Source organism: Thalassospira xiamenensis M-5 = DSM 17429, assembly GCF_000300235.2.
GTDB lineage: Bacteria > Pseudomonadota > Alphaproteobacteria > Rhodospirillales > Thalassospiraceae > Thalassospira > Thalassospira xiamenensis.
Map to the genome: position 1 here is coordinate 494,219 of NZ_CP004388.1, position 13,261 is coordinate 507,479.

At 53.8% G+C, this 13,261-nt stretch carries 11 protein-coding genes; 3 read left to right on the forward strand and 8 right to left on the reverse strand.

The annotated features are described in order from the left end of the window. Nucleotides 1-11 precede the first annotated feature (11 nt). From TH3_RS02285 to TH3_RS02320, 8 genes are all read right to left on the reverse strand, one after another. Complete coding sequence (locus TH3_RS02285) at nt 12-1,349, reverse strand: ABC transporter substrate-binding protein (protein ID WP_007089014.1); 1,338 nt, start codon at nt 1,347-1,349, stop codon at nt 12-14. A gap of 250 nt (nt 1,350-1,599) precedes the next feature. Further along, complete coding sequence (locus tag TH3_RS02290; protein WP_040059463.1) at nt 1,600-2,973, reverse strand: sigma-54-dependent transcriptional regulator; 1,374 nt, start codon at nt 2,971-2,973, stop codon at nt 1,600-1,602. Next, complete coding sequence (locus TH3_RS02295) at nt 2,936-4,696, reverse strand: sensor histidine kinase (protein WP_007089011.1); 1,761 nt, start codon at nt 4,694-4,696, stop codon at nt 2,936-2,938. The genes TH3_RS02290 and TH3_RS02295 overlap by 38 nt, the downstream gene beginning before the upstream one ends. A 288-nt stretch (nt 4,697-4,984) precedes the next feature. Then, the gene (locus TH3_RS02300) at nt 4,985-6,028 is read right to left on the reverse strand and encodes an L-idonate 5-dehydrogenase (RefSeq protein ID WP_007089010.1); all 1,044 of its coding nucleotides are present in this window, start codon (nt 6,026-6,028) and stop codon (nt 4,985-4,987) included. Between the two features lie 3 nt (nt 6,029-6,031). Further along, entirely contained in the window at nt 6,032-7,306 is a 1,275-nt protein-coding gene (locus TH3_RS02305) for a TRAP transporter large permease (RefSeq protein WP_007089009.1), read from the reverse strand. Then, complete coding sequence (locus tag TH3_RS02310; protein WP_007089008.1) at nt 7,303-7,812, reverse strand: TRAP transporter small permease; 510 nt, start codon at nt 7,810-7,812, stop codon at nt 7,303-7,305. The genes TH3_RS02305 and TH3_RS02310 overlap by 4 nt, the downstream gene beginning before the upstream one ends. Before the next feature lie 55 nt (nt 7,813-7,867). Further along, entirely contained in the window at nt 7,868-8,842 is a 975-nt protein-coding gene (locus tag TH3_RS02315; protein ID WP_007089007.1) for a TRAP transporter substrate-binding protein, read from the reverse strand. A gap of 26 nt (nt 8,843-8,868) precedes the next feature. Beyond that, complete coding sequence (locus tag TH3_RS02320) at nt 8,869-9,579, reverse strand: GntR family transcriptional regulator (RefSeq protein ID WP_007089006.1); 711 nt, start codon at nt 9,577-9,579, stop codon at nt 8,869-8,871. 127 nt (nt 9,580-9,706) lie between these two features. Between TH3_RS02320 and uxuA the strand changes: the two genes are divergently transcribed. From uxuA to TH3_RS02335, 3 genes are all read left to right on the forward strand, one after another. Then, complete coding sequence (gene uxuA, locus TH3_RS02325; protein ID WP_007089005.1) at nt 9,707-10,930, forward strand: mannonate dehydratase; 1,224 nt, start codon at nt 9,707-9,709, stop codon at nt 10,928-10,930. After that, nucleotides 10,927-12,393, forward strand: a complete 1,467-nt coding sequence (locus tag TH3_RS02330; protein ID WP_007089004.1) for a mannitol dehydrogenase family protein — start codon at nt 10,927-10,929, stop codon at nt 12,391-12,393. Before uxuA ends, TH3_RS02330 begins: the two co-directional genes overlap by 4 nt. 227 nt (nt 12,394-12,620) lie before the next feature. Continuing rightward, nucleotides 12,621-13,139, forward strand: coding sequence for an RNA polymerase sigma factor (locus TH3_RS02335; protein ID WP_007089003.1), 519 nt, complete (start codon nt 12,621-12,623; stop codon nt 13,137-13,139). Nucleotides 13,140-13,261 lie beyond the last annotated feature (122 nt).

Sequence of the window (13,261 nt, forward strand, 5' to 3'; positions counted from 1 at the left end):
TTGGGAAAGGTCTATGGAGATGGCGGTGGAACAGCCTCAGACCCACCGGCCACGGCATCGCGGCGGCGTTTGACCATCTCTTTTGACGGTTTGAGGTCTTCGGCGTCATAGATCGCCCAATTTCCCACCATCAGTTTCGATGGCGGAAAATCTTCGTTATGGACGACCGTGCCCACGGCTTGCGCCTGGACAATCTGGTGGGTGTCGGGATCGATATAGGATGCAAAGCCCGGCGGGTCTTCGGGCAGGGCCAGTTGCAACCCTTCGAGTGCGGTGATCAGTGCCCTGTCATCGTCTGAGCCGCCCGCCTTTTCGATGGCACGCGCAATTGCAATAATGCCGGTATAGGCACCCTCGGCGGCATAAGTCGGATAACGACCGGTCAGGTGATGGAATTGCGCGACAAATCGTTTGTTACGTCCGGTTTCTGGCCAATTATTGTGATGACGAGCCGAAAGGATCAGGCCGGGATAGGGCTGATTACCCAGCGCCATCATCACATCGTAATTGGCACCGGTATCAAAATTGGCCAGACGGGTGGTTTCAAAGAAACGGGTCGTTGATGCCTGTTTGATGAAGGCAATGAAATCTCCACCCCAAAGTGCGGTGACAACGACGTCCGGCTTCGCCGATTGCAGGGCATTGATATAGATCGAATAGTCCGGCTCATAGAGCTTGGGCCATAATGCGCTGACGGTTTCATATTCAACACCAAGGCCATCGAGTGCCAGTTGCAAGTCCGTCCAGGAAACATGCCCATAATCATAGTCGGGCCCCACAAAGGCCAGCCGTTTCCAGCCAGTTTCCTTTTGAATGTCGCGCAGATAGCGCGCCCCTGCGGCCATGCTGGTCCAGCTGTCATTTGTGACCCGGAAATAATAATCATGACCGGCTTCGATGCTGAGCCGAGAAGATGCATGATCGGTTCCGATCATGATGACTTTTTCCTGACGGGCAAGGTCGCTTACTGCGTGGGCAACGCCTGATGATACGATCCCGCAGAAAAACCGGGCTTTATCCTTGGCGATGAAGTCCTGTGCCAAACGCACGGCATAAGAAGCCTTTGATCGCGGATCATCGGCAATGATGCGAAGTTTTGGTGGGGTTAGTCCTGCCTTGGTTTCAGCGGCAAGGTCATCAAGTGCGATTTGAATGCCGACGATGCTGTCTCGACCATAGGTCGCTGATCGACCGGTCATGGGGTACAAACAGCCGATCACCGCATCCGCTTCTTTGGCTGATGCACCCAGCTCAAAACGTTCGGCTTGTGCGCTATTGGCGACAAGCATTGTGAACGTGGCAATAATTATGGTGATGCACCCGGAAACCGGGCGTTTGAGCATCTCCATGATGTATCCTCCCTACGAATGGTTGTTCCATTCGTGTTTGTACCTTTGTCCCACTGATTGGCAAAGGCTGTGCCAACTGATCACTAAAAGGAAAAAGGCAGGGAGATTGCGGTTTTGTGCGATGGATGTGCGGGCGCTCACAAACAATGCGCGCGGTTATGAGCGGTTGGCGCTCCGAACGGAAGAAGCCATTGAGCGGTTTTCGCTCAATGGCTTTTGATTTCGTGAATGGCCGGAACCGCCCTTTTTGTTATTGCAGTCCCAGTCTTTGCAACCTTCGCTTTAAGGCGTGTCGCGAAATGCCAAGGATTTCTGCCGCCCGGCCCTTGTGCCCGTTTGCCCGATCAAGCGCGTCCCGCACCAGAGTGCGTTCCGTGGTATCAAGGCGATCCTGCAATTGCGGCGCGTTAGAGCTTGCGGGCTGATGGGGTTCCCGTTCGTCATGCAACTCGTCTTCATGAAATTCGGCAGGCAGGAGTTCCGGGTAAATCATCTTTGCCGGATACAAAATGGTCAGCCGTTCGATCAGGTTCTTGAGTTCGCGTACATTCCCGCGCCAGCGATGTGCAAGCAAAATATCAACCGTTTCCAGTGCAAACTTGATCGGTTGGCATCCCTCGGCCTTTGCCTGTTTATCGGCAAAATGTTCGACCAGTTTGATGATGTCGTCACCCCGTTCCCGAAGGGCCGGGATATCAATGGTAATGACATTCAACCGATAGAACAGGTCTTCGCGGAAATTGCCTAGACGGACTTCTTCGGCAAGGTCGCGGTTGGTTGCCGCAATCACACGCACATCGGCCGATGCCGAATGCTCGCTGCCAACCGGGCGATAAGCACCATTTTCCAGAAAGTGCAGGAATTTCGCCTGCAGAGCCAGCGGAAGTTCGCCGATCTCGTCGAGAAACAGGCTGCCACCATCTGCGAGCTTTACCAGACCGGTACGTTTCTGATGGGCACCTGTATAGGAGCCTTTTTCCGCGCCAAAGAGTTCGGACTCAATCAGTTGCTCGGGCAATGCTGCGCAGTTCACCTCGATGAAGGCCCGCGATGATCGTGGGCTTTCGCCATGGATTGCACGTGCGACCAATGCCTTGCCAGTGCCGGACTCTCCCAGCAAAAGAATACGGCTGGCACTACTTTTGGCGACGCGTTCAATAGTGGTGCGCAGGTTGCTCATGACTGTGCAATCGCCGATCAGGCCGTTGGCCGGAACATCGCGTTTACGATGATATTCCAGTTCCAGCGCCGTCTGATTTTGATCCAGAACCGTATTGATCGTGTGGATCAGCTCATCAAGTTCGAACGGCTTGCTAAGATAGTCTGCGGCCCCAAGCTTGACGGCCTTGACTGCCGCACGGGTATCGCCATGCGCCGAGATCATGATCGCAGGTATATCAATGTCAAGATTACGGATACTGTTCAGGACCTCCATGCCATCGGCGCCGGGCAGGCGCAGATCAAGCAGGATAATGTCGAACTGGTTCTTCCGAACTTCGAGAAAGGCATCTTCGCCGGAATGAACGCCCGTGACGTCCATACCTTCTGTTCTCAGTGCAAAACTCAAAGAACGAACGAACGATTCCTCATCGTCGACGATCAGTATTCTGATCTTCTGGGACATTTTCGGGATATTCCTCCTCGGAAGTTCCTGCTTTTGCGGCGAGGAACTTCAATGTAATTGTCGTGCCCTCTTGCGGGGCGCTTTCAATATGAATGGTACCTTGATTGGCCTCGACGAGCTGCTGGCTGATCGTCAGGCCAAGACCGGTCCCTTTGCTTTTCATGGTAAAAAATGGTTGTACCACGTCAAGCAAATGCTGTTTGGGGATGCCCGCGCCATCGTCTGTGACGCGGATTTCTACCCACTCTTCGTTCTGTTCTGCCCGCAAACCTACGGTGCCGCCGACCTTACAGGCCTGAATGGCATTGATGCCAAGATTAAGCAGAACCTGCAAAACCTGATCCGGGTCGATATGAAGCTTCAGCCCGGAATCGCCGCTGGTGTAAAACCGGACATTCGCTTCTTTGGCAATCGGTTCAAGAACGCGGGAAGACTGACGAAACAGCTCGCGAACTTCGGCATTTTGCAGATTGGCCTCTCCCGGGCGTCCATAAGCCAGAAGATCGTTCACCACGCGTGAAAGGCGATCAATCTGATGGCCCATGTCGTCAAGCAAGACCTTGCGTTCACCATCCTGTTCCTTGCGGGTGAGGGCCTGAACGGTGGTTTTCATCGTGGCCAATGGATTGCGAACTTCGTGGGCAACGCCCGTTGCAAACTGTCCAAGTACTGCAAGTTTTTCGGCGCGAACGGTTCGGTCAATCAGGTCTTTAAGCTGCCATGCCATGGTGTTGAATGCTTTGGCAACCGTGCTGATTTCATCACGGCGGCGGCCTTCGGGCAGACGGTAATATAGATCGCCCGATGCAATGCTGTGCGCGCCCTGAACCAGTGTATCAACCCTTCGCCGCAGGCTGCGCGATAGGGCAAAAAAGATTGCCAGAATGACCAGGATTATAAGGGTCGCTGTGACATAAAGCCAAAACCGGGTCTGATCAATCGGTTGCAAAATGGTGCCTGGATGAACACTCATGACGATATTCCAGCCCGGAAGAATGCTGGGGCCTTCAATCAGTTCACCGGTGACTTCGGCCGGACGGCCCGTTGGGTCCAGAACAACACCACCTGGCGTTCGCAAAAGCGGTTCAATCACCCCGGCAACACCAGCACTGACAAGGAGTTCGGTCAGGGATGCAAGACGCATATGAAGCGCAACAGACGTATTCTGGCCGAGCCCGTTATCGCGAATATGCTGACGCATCAAAATCCAGCCGGAATTCCCATTTTCGGGCAGTTGCGGCCCGATGAATTCGATACCTTCATGTTCGACGCGGGGAAGACCCCGGATATCCCAACCGGTTTTGGACCAATATGGCGGGCCGGACGCGGCTTGCCCGGCAACCAGTCTGTCCAGATTATCATTCCAGTCAAAAAATAGCACGCCATACAAATCAGGTGAATCCGCCTCGACCCGCAGCAATGCAAGCGCCTCTTCTGCCTGCGGTGAATTTGGCGCATCAATGAAGGCCGGTAACGCCGGGTGGTTTGACAGGGTCACCAATTGATAAATGCGGGCGTCCAGAAATGCGGAAAGTTTGTTTGATGTTGCTGCAACCTGCGCGCTCAGGCGCTCACCCGTCAGGCGGTCAATCAGTTCATTGGAAAAACGCTGATAAAAGAAGCTCAGTGCGACAAGCGCACATATGACAACGCCGACCGATAAAAGCGTGTATCGGCCAACCAAACTCATACGCTGATTGCGCGACCAATGGAAACCGGACACTTAGCGCCTCCCATGCGCTGGTTTTACCAACGCGCATTGTTCATTTGCTTAGTTCTGTCGGAATTGTCTTCATCCGGCAAGTCAAACGTCTCTTTTGCCCAAGGACGACAATTTAACAAGTCGTCCTAGAATGTGACGCACATCAATCTTCAGCCGCGTGCCGGTGTTTGACAAGATGGCTAACCTGCCAGACGTTTCATCACGGCCTAACTAGGGGGCCTCATGAAGAAGGCTGTGACATGAATAATGCCACAGCCTTCTTGGTATTCGGATAAACAGGAAGCAAATTCAATTGGCGAAAGACAATTGAACTTTAACCGATTTGCTTCGATCTCGTGCGACTTCAAACGCTTCTTGTGCGGTTTCAATCGGATAGGTTTGGGTGATGATTGGGGTGACATTTATGTCGCCACTGTCAATCAGGCGCACAGCATCGGCAAATTCCGCGTGGAATCTGAAGGTTCCGGTGATCGTGATTTCCTTGGCGACCAGCGGGTTGAAGGGGACAGGGATTTCACCTGCAACCCCGACCTGAACCAGAATACCCTGCGGCCGCAAAACACTGATTGCAGACCGCAATGCCGCCGGGGCTGCCGAACATTCCAGACAAACGTCAAACTGACCTTTGTCCTGTTCATAGGCTTTCAGGTCGTCCGCGGCATTGGCGATATTGATGGTGCGGGTTGCACCCATTTGCTGCGCAACATTCAGCGCGAAATCCTGCAAATCGGTAACAACAATTTCACTGGCCCCGGCACGTTTGGCCGCGGCGGCACAAAGGCTTCCAATCGGGCCAGCCCCGGTAATCAGAACCTTTTTCCCCGAAAGGTCGCCAGCACGCGCCACGGCATGCAGACAGACTGCCAGTGGTTCTGCACAGGCGGCATGGCCGATATCTGTTTGATTGCTGATCGCAAAGCACTGGTCTTGCCGGACATTGACCAGATCACGGAATGCTCCCTGAATATGGGGCATTGGCATTGCAGAGCCGAAGAACTTCATGTTCAGGCAATGCTGCTGCAGGTTTTTCTTGCAATAGCAGCAAGTGCCGCATGGGTGACTTGGATTGATCGCGACCTTTTGTCCGATGGCAAACCCGGTAACATCGGAGCCAAGTGCAACAATCGTCCCAGCAGCTTCGTGGCCCAGAATGATCGGTTCGCGCACGCGGATCTGGCCGATACCGCCTTCGAAATAATAATGCATATCCGAACCACACACACCGCCGGCCCCGACGCGGATAAGAACTTCGTCATGGGCGGAAGCAGGGGCGTTTTCAGTTTCGATCCGCAGATCGTCTTGGCCATACAGACGGCAAACACGTGTTTGCATAGATTACTCCATCAGGGACGGCAGCCAGGTTGACAGCGCCGGGATATAGGAAACAAGAAACAGGATCAGGATGTTCGTCAGAAGGAACGGCATCAGGGCTCGGATCACCGTGGTGACCGGTGCCTTGGCAATGTTTGCGCAGATAAACATGCAAATCCCGACCGGCGGAGTTGTCAGACCGATCATCAGGTTGAGAACGGCAAAAACCGCAAAATGGATCGGATCAACGCCGACATTGGTCGCCAGTGTCAGAAGCGGCACAAACAGGATGATCAGGGCTGCGATGGTTTCCATGAACATGCCGACAACAAGCAGCACCAAATTGATCAGTAGAATGACGACATATTTATTGTCGGTCACGGACAAGACCGCATTCGAGATCATCTGGGGAATGCGTTCAGAAACCAAAATCCAGCCAAACACGTTGGCCAAACCTACAAGGGCCAGAATGGCCGCCGCAGTGACGGCACTATCGACAATGATTTTTGGAACCTTGCGCAGTGGCAGTTCACGATAAATGAAGCAGCCAACAATCAGGGCATAGAGGCTTGCGATGACGGCGGTTTCTGTAGGCGTGACTATGCCGCTTAGCAGACCGCCAACGATTAGTGCCGTCATGGCAAGAGCCCAGAAGGCCCCTATGAAGGAGCGAAGCAGTTCGCCAAAGCCCTGCCATGGCTGATGGGGGAATTTGCGACGAACAGCGATGATGTAGCAGGTAATCATCATGGCAATGCCCATCAGGATGCCCGGGATGGCTCCGGCGATGAACATTTTGCCAACAGAGATACCCGAAAGTGCGCCGACGATGATCATTGGCATACTTGGCGGGATGATCGGGCCAACCGTAGATGAGGCCGCGGTCACCGCAGCAGAAAAGGCAGGGGTATAACCGGCGCGCACCATGCCGGGAATCATCATGCCACCGATGGAAGCAGCATCGGCAACCGCAGTACCAGAAATGCCACCAAACAGCATGGAGCCGGTAACGTTGGTAAGGCCCAGCCCACCGCGCATCCAGCCCACCATTGCATTGGCGAACCGGACGATGCGCGGCGTGATGCCACCCCCATTCATCAGGTTCCCGGCAAGGATGAAGCCAGGGATGCAAAGCAGAACAAAGACGTCCATCCCAGCGAACATTTTTTGCGGGATGACGACGAGCGGAATGCCTTCAATGAGCAGATAACAAAGCGAAGACAGGCCCAAAGTAACGGCAACGGGAAGCCCGATAACAAGGCCGAGGGCGAAAACGCCAAGTAAGATTGCAAGGCTCATGGAAAGTCCTTTGTCGTGTCTTCGGGTTTTCCGTCAGATACACCGGCGATAACACGGATCATACGCAAGGTTGCGAAAAGGCTAAGCAGCACGAGAAGGATGAATACCGTCGCGTGGATAAAGTCCATTCGGACCCCGAGTGCAGGCGAGGTTTGCATGACACCGATGGAAACGAACCTCCATGCGGGGGATACCAGAATCAGGCAGAAGCCAGTGGTTAGTGCGGCTGAAACGAACATGAGCGCTCGCTGTATGCGCAGGGGTAGCATTTCGCATACGATATCAACATTGACCAATTCACCATTGCGGAACGAGAGACCAACGCCGAAAGCGGCGAGAAATAGCAGGGCATAGCGCGTTAGTTCTTCTGTCCAGACCGGAGAGCTGGGCATGAAGGTGCGCGAAAAGACCTGTATCAGAACCGTGCACATCAGGATGCTGAAGGCAGCCCCCGTTGCGATGCGACACAGTGCGATAATGAACGCGTATAATCTGGCAAAAAACACGTTGCTTCCCCGTCGGAAAGAGATCGGTCACGCGAAGTGACCGATCCCGCACATTTTATTTTGTGAAGAGTTCTTCGACGAACGGACGAATTTCGTCGGAAACATTGGCGAGAACTGCATCTTTAGCTTTTGCAGCAAAGGCCTTTTTGTCGACTTCAACAAAGGTCATGCCTTTTTCCTGAAGTTCTTTGGTCAGGCGTTCTTCGTCCGCGGCGAACAGGTCGCGTTCGTAAGCTTGTGCGCGTTTTGCGGCCTCGGTCACTGCAGCCTTGTCTTCGTCAGACAGGTTGTTCCAGGTGATTTCCGAAATGGTCAGGTAGATCCATGAACGAACATGCTCGGTTTTGTTCACGAATTTCTGAACTTCATCGAAGCTGGCGGAATCGATGAGCGCAAGCGGGTTTTCCTGCGCGTCAATCGTGCCAGCCTGAAGCGAGGTAAAGACTTCGGAGAAGGCCATCGGTGTCGGCTGTGCACCAAGCGCCTTCCAGACATCGAGGAACAGCGGCACGTTCGGAACGCGCATTTTCAGACCATTGAGATCATCCGGGCTTTTGATTTCACGGTTCGAGGTCAGGTTACGCGGACCACGTGCAAAATAGGCGATCGGACGAATCTGTGCCTTTTCGACGATCTGATCTTCGATTTTTGAACCGATTTCGCCGCTGGCAACCGCATCCATGTCTTCTAGCGTGGGATAGGCGTAAGGCACAGCCAGAAGGGCCGCCATCGGAGCCCAGTTCTGAAGGCTTTCACCGGTAATGGTCATGTCGACCGAACCAAGCTGCATGCCGTTGATCAGGTCGATTTCCTTGCCGAGCGTTTCGTTCGGGAAGACCTGAACATCAATGCGGCCGTCGGTAAGGCTTGAGAGTTCTTCGCCGAATTTGACCGCAGCCTTGTGCCAGGAATTCTGTTCATTGGCGAGATGGCCAAGTTTGAGGGTCATTTCAGCCGCAATCGCAGAACTGCTCATCATCATGGCTGCGACACCAGCGATCATAAGTTTTTTGGTCGTTTTTTTAAGCATATTTTCCTCCCAGTTCGGTTGACGTCTCAGGATGACAACGCAGAATTGGCGTCATCAAAAAGCTCCGTTTTGGAGCGGGCAATATCAGGCAGCGTATGCAGGATTTCACGGAGGTGTTCACGCATGGCTGCGCTGGCTGTTTCGGGATCACGGGCTGTGATCGCCGCAACAATTCGGACATGCTGTTCGATGATTTCGTCCATCGGAAACTGGAAGTAGCTCAGATACCGTACCCGGTCGAGCTGGGCGCGGACATCTTCAACGACCTTCCACGCATATGTTCTTCCTGCGGCCTCCGCCAGGCAGTGATGAAAATCATGATCCAGTTTCAGAAACGACCGTGCATCGCCTTTCATTGCTTTGCGCTGATCGGAAATCAGTTGTTCGAGACGGGCAAGAAACGCGTCGTCAGGTTCTTTTGCAACAAAGCGTGCAATGTCGGCTTCAATGGCTTCGCGGACAAATCGTGCGTCAAGAACAGCGGCAACAGAAATTTTCCGCACATAGGTTCCGCGCTGCGGACGAACTTCCAAAAGACCCTCGTCGGCAAGCTTGATGAAAGCTTCGCGGACCGGTTGGCGGCTGACATTAAAATGTTTTGCAAGTTCTGCTTCGGACAGGCGCACACCGGGAAGCAGGTCCGTACACACGATCCGTTCGCGTATGATGCGATGGATCTGTGGGCCGACAGCCTGATCGTGCGTGATTTCCCAGTCGTTTTGTTCGGGATCGCCCATCAATCTCTCTTTGCTTTTCTGAGTCATGATGCATACTACCATACTAGTCAACAAAATTATGTCGTGATACTGTTCACAACCGTTATAGTCGGTGTTGAAGACACCACGCCAATACAGAGAGAAACACATGAAACAAACCTGGAGATGGTTCGGCCCGAGTGACCTGGTCAGCATTGACGATATTTGTCAGGCCGGTGCACATGGTGTGGTTTCCGCCCTTCATCATGTGCCGAGTGGCGCTGTCTGGACTTCCGATGAAATTGCCAGGCGTCATGCCGAAATCGCGACCATGAAAGATGGTGCGCCGTCGGGACTGACCTGGGATGTTGTTGAAAGTCTCCCGGTTTCCGAATCGATCAAACGTCAGGTTGGTCCGTGGCGTGATCACATCGAAGCTTACAAGCAAAGCCTTCGCAACCTTGCCGATTCCGGCATCCGTATTGTCTGTTACAACTTCATGCCGGTTCTTGACTGGACACGCACGCATCTGAATTGGCGACTAGCCAACGGTGCGACCTGCATGCGTTTTGACCTGACCGATTTCGTCGCGTTTGACCTGTTCATCCTGAACCGTGCCGGTGCGGAAAATGACTATCCCGCCGGAATCGTTGCCGAAGCCAAAAACCGTTTTGCCGAAATGACGGACAAACGCCGTGCCGAGCTGGAACGAACGGTTGCCTTTGGTTTGCCGGGGTCGGTTGAAAACCTCTCTCTGGATGATCTGCGTGCCCTGCTTGAAACCTACGCCGCTATCGACGCCGATACGCTGCGGGCCAATCTGGTCGCGTTTCTCGAAGAAGTTGTTCCGGTCGCGCGCGAGGTTGGTATTCGTATGTGTTGCCATCCCGATGATCCCCCCTTCGCGCTTCTGGGGTTGCCGCGGATCATGTCGACCGAAGACGATTACGCCTTTATCATGCGTGCTATCGATATCGCGGAGAACGGTATTACGTTGTGTTCCGGCTCGCTTGGTGTCCGTCCTGAAAATGACCTGCCGGGGATGATGAGGCGCTGGGGGGATCGCGTGCATTTCATCCATTTGCGCAATACCAAACGCGAAAGCGAAGGCTTGCCGTGCAGTTTCCACGAGGCAGAGCACTTGGACGGTGACACCAATATGGTCGATCTGATCGAGGAAATCCTGCGAGAGGAAGCACGCCGGAAGGCTGCGGGACGTGCGGACTGGAACATCCCCATGCGTCCGGATCACGGGCAGGATATTCTTGATGACCTGAACCGGAAGGGACAGCCGGGTTATCCGGCGATCGGGCGTCTCAAGGGCCTTGCCGAGTTGCGGGGGGTAATGATGGCACTTTCTGCAAGGTTTGATTTGCTTGGGGCCCAAAAATGACACCTTCGGATAATTCCGCTGCTGCCCTCCATGCAGATATGGCAACGGCCGGTATCGTACATATCGGTATTGGTGCTTTTCACCGCGCCCATCAGGCTGTTTATACCGACGTGGCGATGCAGGCCAAAGGCGGGAACTGGCGCATCATCGGTGTCAGTCTGCGCAGCACTGATATTGTCGACGCCCTGAATGCCCAGGACTGCGCCTTTACGGTGATTGAACGTCATCCGGATGGCCCCAAGGCCCGCAGGATCACCAGCCTGTCAAAGGCAATAGCGGCTTCGCGTGATGTTGCACCGGTTTTGGATGCGCTTGCCGATCCGGAAATCCGGATTGTTACCATCACGGTCACCGAAAAGGCATATGGCATTGATCGGGTGTCGGGGACGGTTCAGGCGGAACATCCGGCTGTAAAACATGATCTGGCATATCCCGCCAAGCCAACCGGGCTTCTCGGGATATTGGTTGCCGGGCTGAAGCGCCGCAAACAGGCTGGCATTCGTCCATTTACAATCGTTTCTTGTGACAACCTGCCATCGAACGGGGTGTTGTTGCGCAACGGTGTGATTGACTTTGCCAAGCGGAGCAACCCGGACCTTGCAGGCTGGATCAAGGATAATGTGTCCTTCCCTTCGACGATGGTTGACCGGATTACCCCGGCTGCGACAGCGACAACGCTTTCGGATGCCAGGCGTTTAACCGGGATGGACGACCCGGCGGCAATTGAAACCGAACCCTTTTCACAATGGGTTATCGAGGATGATTTCCCCGATGGCAGGCCCGCCTGGGAAGAAGCAGGTGCAATTCTGGTTCACGATGTAGAGCCATACGAGCTTATGAAGCTTCGTATGCTTAACGGCAGCCATTCCCTGATCGCCTATTTGGGGCAAGTCGGTGATTACCGCTATGTCCGCGACGCCATGGCGAACGAGGCTTTCTCGCAACTTGTTGCGCAGCATATGGAAAATGCTGCTGCAACGATGGCACCGCTTGCCGGGATTGATTTTTCGGATTACGGGGCCGAACTGGTCGCGCGTTTCCGTAACCCGGAAATCGCACATGAAACCCGCCAGATCGCCATGGATGGCACCGAAAAACTCCCGCAGCGGATTTTTGCCCCGGCCTGCGACCTGCCACAGGACAGCAAGAAGATCGGCACATTTGCCCTTTGTTTTGCAGCCTGGATGGCTGTGATGCGCCAGCGAGTCAACACTGCGCCAGACGCAGCTGCCGAACTTCTAAATGACCCGCGTGCGGACGAAATAATAGAAGCATTGGCCGGTTATCAGGATGCAGCAGATATATATGAAAATCTTGCGAAGCTTCCCGGCTGGATGCCCAGACAGTTGCAGGATAGTCCGTTCTGGCGTGAAGCCGTAATTGAACGTTTGGCCATGTTATTGTCGGACGGCGCCGATGCTGCCATTACCCACGAGATCAATGCGTGGCTTTGCCCTTGTTAATCGTGGTCGGTGAATGGGCGATCGAAAGGGCATCTGATCAGCTAAGGCATCGCCACTTATCGATGCTTCGCATGTTTTGATTGGTATGGTTACAAAAAGCATCAACAATATTGAAAATGATTATCATTACTGATACTTTCCGCTCGTCACCGTTGTGGGGGCTGTCTGTCCGGGCGCGCGAAACGGGCCATAGGGCGGAGTTTCATAGGTAATGATAGAACATACGCATGAGTTTCTGGCGGAACACACTTGCAAAGCTGTTCGAAGACCATCGGCGTCAGCTTGTCGCGATGGTTGTTCGGCGGATACGTGATCGTGAAGTTGCGGCCGAACTTGTGCAGGATGTCTATGCGCGTCTGATGCAGTCCGGTGATTGCGGCGAGCCGGAAGCCAATACCAAGATGCTTTATGCGTCAGTACGCAATGCCGTCATTGATCATCACCGCAGCACCTTTGGCCGCGCGAAGGCCATGAACGGGGTCCTTCCGGATCAGATATGGCAGTGTGAAACGACGTCTCCTTACGATCATGCCGAAGCCCGTCAGGCGCTTTCCGCGCTTGACCGTGCCTTGCTGGAACTTTCGCCAAAGGCGCGCGAGATGTTCATCCTTCATCGTGTCGATGGCATATCCAACGCAAAATTGGCGAAAAAGTATGGCATTTCCGTCAGTGCGGTGGAAAAACAACTGGCCCGGACCATGCGCCATTGCCAGGAACGGCTGGCAGCCTATCGCGACGACGTCTGATAAATCCCATACGTGCTATGAGGATATTTTATCGTCATCCGTTATTGTTTATAGAAAGGGAATTTGGCGGATCACATCATTTACTGATATGAACGCCAGATCATGACGGGCGAAACGGGAAC

Excerpts from the sequence above, each read along its gene's own strand:
- TH3_RS02300 (WP_007089010.1), bottom strand. The coding sequence starts at position 6,028 with ATGCAAACACGTGTTTGCCGTCTGTATGGCCAAGACGATCTGCGGATC.
- TH3_RS02320 (WP_007089006.1), bottom strand. The coding sequence starts at position 9,579 with ATGGGCGATCCCGAACAAAACGACTGGGAAATCACGCACGATCAGGCT.
- TH3_RS02305 (WP_007089009.1), bottom strand. The coding sequence starts at position 7,306 with ATGAGCCTTGCAATCTTACTTGGCGTTTTCGCCCTCGGCCTTGTTATC.
- TH3_RS02285 (WP_007089014.1), bottom strand. The coding sequence starts at position 1,349 with ATGGAGATGCTCAAACGCCCGGTTTCCGGGTGCATCACCATAATTATT.
- TH3_RS02330 (WP_007089004.1), top strand. The coding sequence starts at position 10,927 with ATGACACCTTCGGATAATTCCGCTGCTGCCCTCCATGCAGATATGGCA.
- uxuA (WP_007089005.1), top strand. The coding sequence starts at position 9,707 with ATGAAACAAACCTGGAGATGGTTCGGCCCGAGTGACCTGGTCAGCATT.
- TH3_RS02290 (WP_040059463.1), bottom strand. The coding sequence starts at position 2,973 with ATGTCCCAGAAGATCAGAATACTGATCGTCGACGATGAGGAATCGTTC.
- TH3_RS02315 (WP_007089007.1), bottom strand. The coding sequence starts at position 8,842 with ATGCTTAAAAAAACGACCAAAAAACTTATGATCGCTGGTGTCGCAGCC.
- TH3_RS02335 (WP_007089003.1), top strand. The coding sequence starts at position 12,621 with ATGAGTTTCTGGCGGAACACACTTGCAAAGCTGTTCGAAGACCATCGG.